Source organism: Flavobacterium sp. ZT3R18 (genome assembly GCF_007097385.1).
In the GTDB taxonomy this organism is placed as follows: Bacteria; Bacteroidota; Bacteroidia; order Flavobacteriales; family Flavobacteriaceae; genus Flavobacterium.
This window is the reverse complement of the sequence record NZ_VJZS01000002.1, coordinates 23,867-37,939: the sequence shown is the minus strand read 5'-3', so window position 1 is coordinate 37,939 and position 14,073 is coordinate 23,867. Positions and strand designations below refer to the sequence as shown.

Here is a 14,073-nt window from a genome sequence, read left to right as displayed (position 1 = left end):
ATATCTTTAAAAGTTCTTGAAAACGCTAAATATGATAAAAGTCTCCTGCTTTTTATCGTTAAAGTCTTTTAGAATTGTATGCTTTTCGAGAGTTATTAAAAAACAAGAAAGTAACAAAACTGTTATTTTTAATCATGTAATGCGCAGCTGGGTTTGCTGAGTCCTTGCGAGGAACGAAGCAATCTCATTTGCTATATCCATTCCAATCATTTGTTTTGTTTGCTTGCGATAGTGAGATTGCTTCGTTCCTCGCAAGGACTTTGATTGTAGATCTGCATTGTTTGCTGTTTGTGTAACGAAAACCAATTGGTTGTAAATGCAAATAATGTCATTGTATCAATAAATTTTCTTCTTTACTTCGTTATCGTTCAGTTGTAATTAGCCAGAAAGAAAGCCACAATAAAAAAAACTATGCTCAAACAATTTACAACTAGCGTTTTCATTATCAATACTTTTGAAAGTAATTTAAAAATAGCACTCATTCATCATAAAAAATTCGATCGCTGGATGGTTCCTGGGGGGCATATTGAACCTTGTGAAAACCAAGTAGAAGCTGCCATTCGGGAAGCTAGGGAAGAAACGGGATTGAGTATTAAGCTTTTTTCTTTTTTGCATGCCGAAAATAAGGTCAATGATTCGGAATGGGTTTTGGCTCCTGAATACTTTTATCAACAGCAAATTCCAGCGTCAACCCTAGAAGAGTCCCATTATCATTTGGATTTTGCCTATTTGGCTTTTGCCAATGAGGTAGAATTTACTTTTAATAGCAATGAAACAAAAGACATAAAATGGGTAGATTTAGAAGAGGCTTTAAATTTTAATCTATTCGACGGAACAAGATTTATAATACATCAGATTATTTCTAAGTTTGAAAACAAGGAAAAATTACAATACCTGCAAGACGCATAGTCAAAACGGTCAGCGTTATTTTTTTGACTTTTTTAGGGTTTTGTATCTGTCATGCATTATAAACCGCTTTAAAGACTTTTTTTGAATCAAATGACATCAAACTTGAAAGTTTTAAAAAACACACTAGAACCGAAGCGAAACCGCTTTAATCGTAAAACAGAAATTTGTTTGGCAATGTACATTACATAAGTTTCATTCATGGACTTTAAACAAAGGACTAGATTCTTTATTTTTTTTGAGTATTTACAGCTTTCATATTTTTGACTGACTAGTCAATAAGTTGTTTTGAATGATATAAAAACTCTTAATTGTTGGATAAGTACTTAAACAGTTAGTTGTAATTAGATTCAGTTACTTGCTTGTTTTCAATAGTTTTTGGTAAGGCTGCATAAATGTTTCAGAATTTGTAGCCGAAATTGTGTGCACAATAAATAAAAAAAGAGACTGAATATTTTTCAGTCTCTTTTTAATTTGTAGTGGAGTATTTATGATTTTAAAAGTATTTTTTTATCATTTGTTTACTATGCTTTTTTTATAATAATAGAAGGATGCCAATGTTATCATGTTTAAAACAATTATTGTTGATAGAATTGGATTGAAATTTAATGTTTTTTCAATGCTTTCTACATTTTCAGTAATTTTACTTACTGACATCACTAAAAATGCTGCGATGCTTACATAAGTATAGATTAGGTAGGCACATACTTTGGTGGATAAATTGGTGGTTTTCATTTTTTTTGGTTTACTTTTTTGGTTTTCATGTTAAGATTACTACGAATTTATATTAAGGGTATTACTATTAAAAATATATCTGCCAAGAAGCATAAAAATCCGATTAAAATACAAAAAGATTGTTTTTATTTAGTGTTATTAAGAAGGTATATAGTAAAAAATCAAGGTTTTAGGTGGTTGTACTGCTAGATGGATGTGTCAAATTTACCATCGTAACTATCGCAGGATTTGCGATCCATACCACAATGAAAGGCGACCAATCTGATCCTTTTTAGGCCATATCAAAAGCAAATGAAGTATGATCTTCAGAATTGAAAATAGTCTATGCGTCTTGCCAAAATGATTTTAATAAAAAATGAGATGTTCTGTTTAGAGAAAATGGCAGTGTCTTAAATTAAGCAGGTGTTTGGACATGGTTTAAAAATCGATCAACTGCTTAGTGGTAGTTAGTGATTTATTATTGCTACATTTGTGACTGACTAGTCAATAATTATATAAATGGACAAAAAGCAAATTATTATTAATACAGCCACCCAATTATTTGTTGAATTGGGATTTCACGGTACAGCAACCAGTAAAATTGCGCAAGAAGCCGGTGTGGCCAACGGGACACTGTTTAATTACTTCAAGACCAAAGACGAACTTATCGTTACTTTATACCACAGCATTTTAGAAGAAATGGATGATTTCATCATCGAAAGAATGAGTTCCCATTCGATTTCCAAAGAATCATTCCAATCCCTTTTCGTTGTAACTCTTTTCTGGAGTTTGGATAATCGGACTCAGTATCAATATATGCAGCAATTCAATCATTCTCCCTATTTTCAACAAATAGCCCCAACCATTTTAAATCAGGAAGAACACCCACTCTTCATCCTCATCCAAAACGGAATTGATATTGTTCTCTTAAAACCAATGCCAGCTGCTTTTATTTTCTCATTAGTTACTGCGCATATAAATGGTTTGTATAATTATATCATTGCGAATGATTTAACAAATGAAGCTCAGTTGGAACTGATTCAAGAGGCTTTCGATCTGCTATGGAAAATGATTGAAGATTAATATAAATCGTAATGACTGATTAGTCAATCTTTACTTTTTAACTATTAAAAAATCTATAGTCGTAGAAACTTTTTCTTTTGGCACGATTGTTTCAATCACTCCGTTATTTTAAATTTCTACCGATGTGTTGAAGTATCGGTTTCATCAGTCTTTAGTAGGTTTTTGTATAAACAACTAAAAATTAGTATTTTACAAATATAATTCATCTAAATTCAACTGTTGTTTACTCGTTTTTTTGTAAATTAGCGGATTAAATAATTCACGCTTCCCCACTTCTGTTTTTTAAAAATTTGCACGGCATGAAAGTTTGTTAATTTACCCAAAAGGTAGAGCACTTTCAAGAATAACACCTTAGAAATAAAAGCTCAAAACCATAGTTTTTCTTAATGCTTTTTTTGATAGTTGAAAAAGACCTTATTCAAAATGAAAACCGCTATAAAAGACGGAGTAGCCGAAAACCAAACAGAGTAGGCAAAAATTAAAATGAAAATAAGATGAAAAAAACAATTTTAATGATGCTGTCAGTGATTGCATTCACAGTATTTATGAACGTTCAAACTGTCAACGCACAGGAAACTAAAACACCATGGCCTGGTGTTACCATGAAAGTTTTATTGGACAACGAACATGTTAACGTTACGGAAGTAACTTTTGCTCCCGGTGCTATTGCCGAATGGCACTCACATCCGCAGTATACCGTTTATACCAAAACCGATTTAAAAATGAAAGTGGAAATTAAAGATAAAGAACCAGCCAATGTTGATTTAAAAGCAGGTCAATCGATGTGGTCTCCAGCCGTAACGCACAGAACCTCTAATATTGGCAAAAAGCCTTTTACTGTCATTGTCACTGAAATAAAATAATACCTTTACACATAGTAAAGAAAGGAACTAAAATTAAGCCCCGAAATGGAACCATTTCGGGGTTTTTCGACTTTAATGGTTTAGTTACAATTTTTTAAAAGCATTTTGGGTATAGTTTAAATCCACTATATTTACTTCCGAATTTAACAAAAGAAAAATGGAGTTGCAGTATTTAGACAAACTGCCATTTTTAGTAATACTATTGATCCACAAGAGATAAACACTATAAATGCAAACATTAATTACCTATTTTGAGAAATTGGGTTTTTTGGAGAATGACTTAAACGCTTTTTTGAGTTGTGTTAAATTGCGTAAGTTTTCCGCCAATGAAATTATCCTTTCCGATGGTCAATTAGAAAACTATCTATCCTTTATTGACACTGGTGTAGTGCGCTATTATGTGGTGGCAAACGACAAAGAAATTACGTTTGATTTTGCCTTCAAGAATTCCTTTTATTGTGCCTACGATTCCTTTTATGACAGATCCAAAACCAATAGTTACATACAGGCAATAACCGATTGTCAGTTGTATTCGATTTCATATGAAAATCTGCAAATGCTTTACGGAAAATGCGAAACCGCTAAAAAACTGGGTCGCATTGCCACCGAATTTTTATTGACCAAAAAGGCGAAAAGAGAATTAGATCTTCTAACGACATCTCCACAAGAAAGATATGAAAAATTGCTGCAGGAACATCCTAAATACGTTCAACAGATACCCCTAAAATACCTAGCTTCGTACATTGGAGTAGTGCCAGAAACCTTGAGTCGTATTCGGAAACGCATTTCTTGACCAAAGTCAATTCTGGACTCATAAATTGAACCCAATTTTGTATTATTATTTAACATCAAAATCTAATACAAAATGAAAGTAACCATTACACATATTGACACGGCTTGTGTTTTACTCAACATCAATGGGTTCAAAATATTGACGGACCCCACTTTGGACAAAAAAGACGGTATTTTTCCGCAATATGTCAGCAGTCCTTTGGCTTTTTCCAAGAAATATTGCGACCCCGCTTTATCCAATGAGGAAATCGGAAAAGTAGATTTAGTGCTATTAAGCCACGACCATCACAGTGATAATTTAGATAAAAACGGCCGAGCGTTTATCAAGACTGTCAATACTGTGCTTTCGACAAAAGATGCCGTAAAACGTTTAAAAAACGACAATACCGTTGGACTCGATAACTGGGAAGAGTACATCGTGGAAACCGATAAAGTTCCCCAATTAAAAATAACGGCAATACCTGCCCAACACACCAACATAAAGCGATTGGATAAAGTAATGGGTAAGGTTATCGGATTTGCGATTGAATGGCAAGGTCAAAAAAACGGTTGCCTTTATATTTCTGGAGATACGGTACTTTTTGAAGGGATTTTTGAACTCCAAAGAAGAAAAAAAGTCGATGTCGCCATTTTGCATTTGGGTGCAGGGGCATTCCCATATCTGAAAAAGAATTTGAGAGTGACCATGAATGGGGAAGAAGCCATTGAAACCACGAAGCTTCTGAATCCAAACAGTGTCATACCCATTCATTACGAAGGCTGGTGGCATTTTAAACAATCGGTTAAGTCCTTAAAAAATGAGATTGAAAAGTCAGGGGAAAAGGATAAGTTTTTATGGCTCAGCAGTGGAGTTGAAACGGAATTAATGCAACACAATTAGAAGGATTCTCAAACACGCAGACAATTAGAGAACAGTTTTTAACACAGATTCCACAAATTAGCACAAATTAATCTGTGATAATTTGTGTAATCTGTGTTTGACGTTTAATTATTTTTACTAACGTATATATTTAAATATCATTAAGTTAAGACGTTTTAACCGTCACTTCGAGTGATTTTAAACATTAATGCGATAGCTTTAATGTTCAAAATTGTATCGAGAAGCTTTCAAACGCAAGGGTTCTCGATACTTCGTAAAAATTTTCTATCGCAAATTATTACTCAACTCGAACTGACGAATCCTTAACCTTAATGACATTTAGCTATCGGGGCGCAGATTTATTTTTTGAAAACCTAAATTTTGTGATTTTATAGAAACTAATTTGCGCTAATACCGCTGAAAGCGGTTATTTATGATAGAAGTTTTTATTGAAATCTGCGAATCTGCGGTAAAAAGAACTCATACGTTTGTCCTGCAATAGTTTCGATAAAGACGCAAAGGATGCGATTTGTTTTCACTTGGCTGAAAAGCTATTTTTTAATGGTTTTAAAAGGTTTTTGTGGCTTAACCGTATTAGTTGGTATTTAATGAAAAAAGCGCTCTGAAAAGACTTGAGATTAATTAATAACCCAAACCAAAAAGAATCGAAATAGGTTAAAACGAAAAATCACGAATAAACACCTATTTAATTCGGGTTTATTCGTGATTATTCTATGCTGAATTTTTGATTTTCTATAGCGATTGTATCAAGATCCAAGCTTCAGGATTATCCGTTTCGGTAATTTTGGCTTTCTCTTTTTCTGCTTCCGCAAAAGTGGAGTAGCTTCCGTATAAAACAGGGAATAGTCCATTTTTATTAACAGCCAAACGTCTCGCATTGTATCCTTTGGCAACTAGTTGATCGTATCTTTTTTCTGCATTAGCTTCACTTCTAAAAGCGCCTGCCATAATATGGTACGGCATTTTAGTTTCTTTGTTCGATTTCAAAGAAAGAGTTACGGCCGGTATTGGTGTCTGAATAAAGAAAGTAGCTTCCTGTATTTTATTCTGCACTTGTTTTTGAACCGCTGTTTCTACCAAAATAGTTTCAGAGGCAATTTGGTTTTGATATAAAGGATATCCAATAGTTCCCGTTGCAGCTAGTCCTAATACAAAAACAGCGGCATACTTAAGATAAACAGTTGTTTTTCTGGTTTCTGGGATAAACTCAATCGGTGCTTTTTCTGCGACAACTGTTTCTTTTTGATCCCGAAGCGTCGGGACAACTTCTCTTTTTACGGCTGGCGATACAAAAGTACTTAACCCAAAAGATTGAGTCAAATAATTGGTTTGTTCGTTTGGAGTAAAAAGGATATTGTTATCGGCATTCAAACTAAGAGTACCAATGTTTTTTATCGAAAAAGTACGGTTTTCCTGTAATGCTTTTTTCCAATTCAAGACCTCATATTCTATGGCACTTACGGCATAATCATAGGATGTTTTTTCGGCTTGGGCAATATGATTGGCCAATAATCCATCATTGTTTTTTAGATAGGAATTAAAGGAAATCATCTTCTTTGGCGGAAAAAAAGAATGCGAGTTTTCGATCAATTGAGCCGATTGGATTTCGGTCAAGAAAGCTCCAAAACCTGGTACAGTTACACATTGGTAACGGTACAAAAGCTGCGCGATGTAAAGTTCGATTTTCATAGTAACAAAGTTATGCAACGAAAATAGTTATCAAAATTTTATTCACAATTTTTATTAACAATTTGTATGAATTTATAAATCAGTCGATTGCTGTTTTAACATTTGTAGAAGTGCTGTTTAAAAGTGCGTTTTATTTTTATTTCGTTGCTAAATGAGCTCCTTAATTTTTAGGTTTGGCCACTTATCGTGTGAGTTTTTATAAATCGTTTAAAAAAGGTAGCCACGAATTACACGAATTTGCACAAATTTCTTTAAATTTTAAAATTAAAATTCGTGAATAATTCGTGTAATTCGTGGCGAAAAACTTTTACCATACTCGCGACACTTCGGGACGCAGTAGCCTCATTTTTAAAAAGGCCTTTAGTTTTGAAATATTTTGATGCTAAATTTTTAAGGATTCAAAAATATGTGGTATAATTGTAAGATATGTCAGAAGAAAATTTATTTCATTTAATGGCTTTGCTCCGTGTAGAAGGGGTGGGGGATATTATGGCCAAAAAGCTCCTAACACACTTTGGCAGTGCCGAGGCAGTATTGAATGCCAAAACCGCGCAACTTGCCGCTATTGATGGGGTGGGTTCTGTCTTATTGAAAAACCTAAAAGACAAATCTGTTTTTGAAAAAGCGACTCAAGAGTTGCAGTTTATTCAAAACAATGACATCGAGGTGCTTTATTTTCAAGACGAAAAGTATCCAGATCGCTTAAAGCATTGTATCGATGGACCTGTTTTGTTATTTAGCTCGGGCAATATCAACCTAAAAAACCGAAAAATAATAAGCATTGTGGGCACCCGCCAAATCACTTCTTATGGTACGGAATTTTGCAGGAAATTGATTGAAGATCTGGCTCCTCTAGACCCTATAATCGTGAGTGGTTTTGCTTATGGCGTCGATATCGTGGCACACCAACTGGCGATGGATCACAATTTGCAGACTGTTGGTGTTGTGGCACACGGGTTAAACCAAATTTACCCCAAACCGCATAAAAAATATGTCGCCAAAATGGAGCAAAATGGCGGTTTTATGACCGAGTTTTGGAGTACCTCGAATCCCGATAAAGAGAATTTTGTTCGCAGAAATAGAATCGTGGCCGGAATGACCGAGGCAACGATTGTCATAGAATCTGCCGATAGGGGTGGTTCGCTCATTACCGCCAACCTGGCCAATGATTACAACCGTGATGTTTTTGCTGTTCCAGGGCGAGTTACGGACAAATACAGTCAAGGATGTAACAATCTAATCAAAACCCAAAAGGCGAATCTACTTACCAGTGCCGCAGATTTGATTTATATTCTGAATTGGGATATAAAAAATGACACCAAACCAGTGCAAAAACAATTGTTTGTCACGCTTGATGATGACGAGCAAAAAGTCTATGATTATCTTCTGAAAACAGGCAAAGAACTGATGGACATTATCGCTTTGCATTGTGATTTTCCCATTTATAGAATATCAGGATTGCTCTTGAATATGGAATTGAAAGGGGTAATTCGTCCTTTGCCAGGGAAATTGTTTGAGGTAATTTAAAAATGTTTGATTTTAGATTGAAGATTAACGATTTTTGATTTCAGATTTTTTGACATCCGAAATCAAAGTAAGCTTTAGTAGTGATTGTAATCTATACCGATAGCTTAATGAAACTAGGATATGGTTTTTTTAGATAGTGCAATAGCCCAAGTCCCGATAATTATCGGGATCAACCTTGGGTTACGTATTTTTGGTTTCAATTGTTTGTTATCTATATTGTCTCCAACGGTTGAAACCGTGGGGCTATGGTTTAATGTCATTAAGTTAAGGGGAAAGTGTTGGTTTTACTAGGATTGTCGAGCTACTTGCGGAGATTGCTTCGCCAGTTCGCTATCGCTCGTGTCCTCCGTCGGAATGACAAACTTGCGTGATATTGTATATCTAAACCATCGTTTTTTGTCATTCCGACGAAGGAGGAATCACATAATATGAGAACGCTACAAGCTCTCAAGTACTAAAAAACACTCATAAAAAAGCTTAATTTAATGACATTGGGCTATGGTTTAATGAAAAAATATCGTGTAGTGTCTTTTAGTTAGGAAGTAAAGCAGTATTTGGGTACTGAGCGCTTATAAAAAAAATGCAGATGTCTTACTTAACATCTGCAATCTAAAATCGTTAATCAAAAATCAAAAATCTCTATTTTAAAGCCCTATACAGTATCTCAACAGGATGAAATGCTTTTCGGCTGGTACCGTCGCTTATTTGATGCCTGCAGCTGGTTCCGGAGGCAGATATTAAAGTAGCTTCTTTTTCGGATCGAATGGCTGGGAATAAAACCAGTTCGCCAATTTTCATCGAAATGTCATAATGCTCTTTTTCATATCCAAAAGAACCCGCCATACCGCAACATCCGCTTGGAATATTGAGTACCGTATAATTTTGGGGCAACATCAATATTTTCTTGAGTGGGACCAAAGAGGATAAAGCTTTTTGGAAACAGTGACCGTGCATACGAACTCTTTCTTCATTTGCCGTAAAGGAAGCCGATGTGATGCGGCCTTCGTCCAGTTCTTTGGCCAAGAATTCTTCAATAAGCATCGCTCTACTGGAGAACGATTTGGCTTTTTCTTTCAAATCGCCACGGCACAAATCTGGATATTCATCTCGGAATGATAAAATGGCCGATGGTTCAATTCCAACCAGAATCGCTTTTTCCGGCATTTCTTTGGCGAAAGCCTGTGTATTCTTTTCGGCAATTTCCCTCGCTTCTTTTAGCATTCCTTTCGAAAGATAGGTTCTGCCGCTGATGCCAATTTCGGGAATCTCGACTTCATACCCCAAACGGTTCAACAGCTTCACAGCGGTTTGACCGATTTCTACATCATAGAAATTCAAGAATTCATCGTTGTACAAATAGACTTTTCCTTGTATAAAATTACCCGTTTGTCGGTAGCTTTTGATCCATTTGGCAAAAGTAATTTTATGCATTAATGGCAATGTTCTTTCGGTGGCAAAACCAGTCGAACGTTTCATAATGTTGCCCAGAATTCCTTTGGAACCAAAATTATACAACCACGGAACGGAAGCAAATAATTGATTGATTTTTGGAGTATTTCCAATCAATCTGGAACGAAATTTTACCCCATTCTTGTCATGGTATTGTTGTAAAGTCTCTGCTTTTAGCTTCGCCATATCTACATTTGAGGGACATTCGGATTTACATCCTTTGCAACTCAAACACAAATCCAGCACATCAAGCAGCGCTTCATCGTCAAATCTATTTTCTTTGGTAGAATTGGTAATGGTTTCTCTCAGGATGTTGGCTCTGGCACGAGTGGTGTGTTTTTCATCGCGGGTAGCCATGTAACTCGGGCACATGGTACCGCCACTTTTCTCGGTTTTTCTGCAATCTCCGGATCCGTTACACATCTCGGCCGCACGAAGGATTCCGTTATGTTCCGAAAAATCAAAATACGTTTCAGGCATTGGAGTATCTTGGCCAGGCGTGTATCTTAGGCTGGTGTCCATGGGTGGTGTGTTCACAATCTTCCCGGGATTAAATACGCCCCAAGGATCCCAAGTTTGTTTCACTTGGATAAACAATTGGTAGATTTCCTCTCCCAACATCAGCGGAATAAATTCCCCGCGGAGTCTTCCGTCTCCATGCTCGCCACTTAGGGAACCTTTGTATTTTTTGACCAAATGGGCAATATCGGTGGCGATGGTTCTAAAAAGTCCTGCGCCTTCTTTGGTTTTTAAGTCAATGATCGGACGAAGGTGCAATTCTCCTGTAGCCGCATGTGCATAATGCACGCAATTCAGGTTTCGCTCTTTCAGAATCGCATTAAAATCTTCTATAAAATCGGGTAAATCATTGACGTCAACTGCCGTATCCTCAATAACGGCAACCGCCTTGGCATCTCCGGGAATATTGGATAATAGCCCTAATCCCGCTTTTCTTAGATTCCAAACTTTATTGGTGTCGTCTCCAAAAACGATTGGGAAATGATAGCCTAGATTTTCAGAACGCATCAATTCCTCCATGGCTTTGGCACTTTCCAGAATTTCTTCTTGAGTGTCGCGCAAAAACTCAACCGCCAAAATAGCCTGAGGATCGCCTTGTACGAAGAACCTGTTTTTGCTTTGTTCTATATTTTCTTTAGTACATTCCAGTATATAATGATCGATCAATTCGACACTGTCCGGTTTGAATTTTAAGGCTAATAAATTAGCTTTCAATGATTCATTGATGCTGTTAAAATGCACACAAACCAAAGCTGCGAAAGGCTTTAAGGCATCAACCAAGTTCAGTTTTATGGCTGTCGAAAAAAACAAAGTCCCTTCGGATCCTGCAATTAATTTGCAGAAATTAAATTTTTCGGTAGGATCGCCAAAGGGCTGGCTGTCTGCCAATAAATCCAAAGCATAACCCGTATTTCTTCTTGGAATTGATTTTTTAGGATAATTTTCATCGAATAAAGCTCTGTTTTCAGCCGAAGATAAAATTTCTTTTGCTTGAACATAAATGGCTTGTTCCAATGGACTCACGACGTTTACACCATTGCATTTGTCTTCAAACTCGGCATTGGTCAATGCCCCAAAAGTGACTTCATTTCCATCTGCCAAAAAACCCTTGATTTCCAGCAAATGCTCCCGTGTAGAACCATAAATTACAGATCTGGCACCACAGGCATTATTTCCTACCATTCCGCCGATCATGCAGCGATTGCTCGTTGACGTTTCAGGCCCAAAAAACAGTTTATAGGATTGTAAATGAAGATTGAGCTCATCACGAATGACTCCCGGTTCTACCCAAGCGGATTTTTCAACAGGATCAACCGAAAGGATTTTGGTAAATTCTTGCGAAATATCAACCACAATTCCGTTTCCTACCACCTGGCCTGCGAGAGATGTTCCGGCTGCACGAGGAATTACGCTGCTATTGTTTTCTCTGGCAAAAGCAATGATTTTTTGAATATCTTCCTTAGTTTTTGGAATGGCTACCGCCAATGGCATTTCTTTATAAGCACTGGCATCCGTGGCATAAAGCGTACGCATGGTGTGGTCATAAAATAATTTACCGTCTAATTGCTTTTCAAGATTTTCAAGCTTCATTTTATTTTTGATTGAGGATTAACGATTGCTGATTTTTGATTTTTATTACGACGAAATCTGCAATCAAAAATCGTTAATCAACAATCTGAAATCTTTAGTAAAGAATTCTATATCGAATAGTATTCGGAATCTTTTTTAATTTTTTCTCTAATTCTTTGTTATGGAAATTATCAATATCGGTGATCACATATCCCAAAGTTTCGTTTGTTTTTAGATATTGACCCAAAATATTATTATCATATTCCGAAAGAATGGTATTGATTTGTGCCAAAATACCTTTCACATTCTCGTGGATATGCATGATACGGTGGGCACTTTGAAGTTCAGGAAGCTGAATTTCAGGAAGGTTAACGCTTCCATAAGTGGTACCCGTATTGATATACTGAATTATTTTTTTGGCAACATAATGGCCAATGTCAAATTGAGCTTCCTCTGTACTTCCACCAATATGGGGCGTTAGAATAACATTAGGCATACCTTGCAATTCAGATACAAATGGTTCATCGTTATTGCTTGGTTCTTCTGGGAAAACATCCACGGCTGCACCACGGATTTTGCCACTTCTCAAGTTGGCTGTCAAAGCTTCAATATCGACTACGTGTCCACGGGAAAGATTCAAAAAGATCACTCCAGGCTTCATGTATTCAAAAGCGGTGGCATCAATTAAGTTTTTATTGCTTGCGCGTCCGTCAACGTGTAAAGAAACCACATCCGAAAGCGCCAATAACTCTTTTAAGGAAGAACATTTTTTGGCATTTCCTAGGGCTAATTTATCGACTGCATCATAGAAATAGACTTTCATTCCAAGCGCTTCTGCAATGATCGAAAGCTGTGATCCGATGCTTCCGTATCCTACCAATCCTAACTTTTTACCGCGAATCTCCACACTATTGGTGGCCGATTTGTCCCAAACACCGGCATGCATCATTTTGCTTTTTTCGAAAGTATTACGAACCAGCATGATGATTTCTCCAATGGCTAACTCAACTACCGAACGGGTATTGCTATAAGGCGCATTAAATACCGAAACCCCTCTCATGCTACAGGCAGTAAGATCTACTTGGTTGGTACCGATACAAAAAGTTCCAATGGCATGAAGTTTTTTGGCATGTTCCAAAACCTTTTCGGTTACATGGGTTTTCGAACGAATTCCCAATATAGAAACTCCTTTTATTTTTTCGATCAATTCATCTTCAGACAAGGATCCTTTGATCACTTCAACATTATACCCTTCGTGCTCAAATATTTGAACAGCATCTTGGTGTACGTTTTCCAATAACAAAACTTTAATTCTGTTTTTAGGATAGGATACGGAGGCTTTGTAAGACAAATCATAAAGGATTTCGTCTAATGAAGGGGCGATTCTATCCGCTTTATCGACCACAACTTTTCTGCTCACATTTTCTGTAAAGGCAAAAAACTTTGATACGGCACCACCTTCCAGTGTTTCATAATCGGTATATCCATCACCGATCATTATGGCCTCTCCAGCTAGATTTAATGATTTTATTTTAAGGACTTTTCCTTGATTTTCACACAATTCGTCTTTCTCGTCAAAACCTATGATTTTTCCATCATGGTCGAATTTGAAAGTATTGGCCAAAACATGTTCCGGTTTTATGCCGTATTCTTGAACAATCGGAATAATGATTTCTTTAAATCCATTAGAAATGATATAGATATTTTCGGCATGTTGCTTAAAAAAAGATCTATTTCTGATAACAGATGCGGTAACTTTCTTTTTTAAAACTTCAATTACGGTGCCTAAATGATCTCTATTGGCTTGCAATAAATGAATTCGTTGGGTTAAGGATTCTTTCAAGGACAATTTGCCTTCCATTCCCAGATCGGTCAACCGTTGAATTTCGCTCAATATTTGAACACCCGCAACGCTATCTTCATAAATTACTTCACATAACACGTCAAGTGCTTCGACTTTAATAAAAGTACTGTCAAAATCGAATATAAATGTTTCTTGAATTTCTGTCATCTTTTTACTGTTTATCACAAATAGAAATTATTTGCCAATTTTTTTTCAAAGATAGAGCCTCGATTGGTATT

At 36.2% G+C, this 14,073-nt stretch carries 10 protein-coding genes; 6 read left to right on the top strand and 4 right to left on the bottom strand.

Going from position 1 to position 14,073, the window contains the following annotated elements; translation table 11 throughout:
• Positions 1-411: 411 nt before the first annotated feature.
• Positions 412-909: an NUDIX hydrolase gene (locus FNW52_RS02650; RefSeq protein ID WP_143375877.1), complete on the top strand. Its 498-nt coding sequence runs from the start codon at positions 412-414 to the stop codon at positions 907-909.
• 510 nt (positions 910-1,419) lie between these two features.
• Here the strand turns inward: FNW52_RS02650 and FNW52_RS02645 are convergent.
• Complete coding sequence (locus FNW52_RS02645; protein ID WP_143375876.1) at positions 1,420-1,641, bottom strand: hypothetical protein; 222 nt, start codon at positions 1,639-1,641, stop codon at positions 1,420-1,422.
• Positions 1,642-2,139: 498 nt separating this feature from the next.
• Here FNW52_RS02645 and FNW52_RS02640 point away from each other — a divergent pair, with 498 nt between their 5' ends.
• The 4 genes from FNW52_RS02640 to FNW52_RS02625 all read left to right on the top strand — a co-directional run bounded on the left by FNW52_RS02640 (position 2,140) and on the right by FNW52_RS02625 (position 5,238).
• Entirely contained in the window at positions 2,140-2,703 is a 564-nt protein-coding gene (locus FNW52_RS02640) for a TetR/AcrR family transcriptional regulator (protein ID WP_143375875.1), read from the top strand.
• Positions 2,704-3,197: 494 nt separating this feature from the next.
• Positions 3,198-3,566: a cupin domain-containing protein gene (locus FNW52_RS02635; protein ID WP_143375874.1), complete on the top strand. Its 369-nt coding sequence runs from the start codon at positions 3,198-3,200 to the stop codon at positions 3,564-3,566.
• 229 nt (positions 3,567-3,795) lie between these two features.
• The gene (locus FNW52_RS02630) at positions 3,796-4,359 is read left to right on the top strand and encodes a Crp/Fnr family transcriptional regulator (RefSeq protein WP_143375873.1); all 564 of its coding nucleotides are present in this window, start codon (positions 3,796-3,798) and stop codon (positions 4,357-4,359) included.
• A 72-nt stretch (positions 4,360-4,431) separates the two neighbouring features.
• Complete coding sequence (locus tag FNW52_RS02625; protein WP_143375872.1) at positions 4,432-5,238, top strand: MBL fold metallo-hydrolase; 807 nt, start codon at positions 4,432-4,434, stop codon at positions 5,236-5,238.
• Between the two features lie 732 nt (positions 5,239-5,970).
• On the opposite strand, the gene FNW52_RS02620 is transcribed toward FNW52_RS02625, so the two are convergent.
• The gene (locus FNW52_RS02620; protein WP_143375871.1) at positions 5,971-6,927 is read right to left on the bottom strand and encodes an SPOR domain-containing protein; all 957 of its coding nucleotides are present in this window, start codon (positions 6,925-6,927) and stop codon (positions 5,971-5,973) included.
• A gap of 426 nt (positions 6,928-7,353) precedes the next feature.
• On the opposite strand from FNW52_RS02620, the gene dprA reads away from it, so the two are divergent.
• Entirely contained in the window at positions 7,354-8,454 is a 1,101-nt protein-coding gene (dprA, locus tag FNW52_RS02615; protein WP_143375870.1) for a DNA-processing protein DprA, read from the top strand.
• Between the two features lie 639 nt (positions 8,455-9,093).
• Here dprA and FNW52_RS02610 read toward each other — a convergent pair.
• Together FNW52_RS02610 and serA are read right to left on the bottom strand one after the other, a co-directional pair.
• Positions 9,094-12,012 carry an FAD-binding and (Fe-S)-binding domain-containing protein gene (locus FNW52_RS02610; protein WP_143375869.1) on the bottom strand — a complete coding sequence of 973 codons (2,919 nt, stop codon included), beginning with the start codon at positions 12,010-12,012 and terminating at the stop codon, positions 9,094-9,096.
• Between the two features lie 94 nt (positions 12,013-12,106).
• Positions 12,107-14,002, bottom strand: coding sequence for a phosphoglycerate dehydrogenase (gene serA / locus FNW52_RS02605; RefSeq protein WP_143375868.1), 1,896 nt, complete (start codon positions 14,000-14,002; stop codon positions 12,107-12,109).
• Positions 14,003-14,073: the final 71 nt, after the last annotated feature.

What these genes read in the sequence shown, in the direction of transcription:
- FNW52_RS02650 (WP_143375877.1), top strand. Translation starts at nt 412, where the DNA reads ATGCTCAAACAATTTACAACTAGCGTTTTCATTATCAATACTTTTGAA.
- FNW52_RS02645 (WP_143375876.1), bottom strand. Translation starts at nt 1,641, where the DNA reads ATGAAAACCACCAATTTATCCACCAAAGTATGTGCCTACCTAATCTAT.
- FNW52_RS02640 (WP_143375875.1), top strand. Translation starts at nt 2,140, where the DNA reads ATGGACAAAAAGCAAATTATTATTAATACAGCCACCCAATTATTTGTT.
- FNW52_RS02635 (WP_143375874.1), top strand. Translation starts at nt 3,198, where the DNA reads ATGAAAAAAACAATTTTAATGATGCTGTCAGTGATTGCATTCACAGTA.
- FNW52_RS02630 (WP_143375873.1), top strand. Translation starts at nt 3,796, where the DNA reads ATGCAAACATTAATTACCTATTTTGAGAAATTGGGTTTTTTGGAGAAT.
- FNW52_RS02625 (WP_143375872.1), top strand. Translation starts at nt 4,432, where the DNA reads ATGAAAGTAACCATTACACATATTGACACGGCTTGTGTTTTACTCAAC.
- FNW52_RS02620 (WP_143375871.1), bottom strand. Translation starts at nt 6,927, where the DNA reads ATGAAAATCGAACTTTACATCGCGCAGCTTTTGTACCGTTACCAATGT.
- dprA (WP_143375870.1), top strand. Translation starts at nt 7,354, where the DNA reads ATGTCAGAAGAAAATTTATTTCATTTAATGGCTTTGCTCCGTGTAGAA.
- FNW52_RS02610 (WP_143375869.1), bottom strand. Translation starts at nt 12,012, where the DNA reads ATGAAGCTTGAAAATCTTGAAAAGCAATTAGACGGTAAATTATTTTAT.
- serA (WP_143375868.1), bottom strand. Translation starts at nt 14,002, where the DNA reads ATGACAGAAATTCAAGAAACATTTATATTCGATTTTGACAGTACTTTT.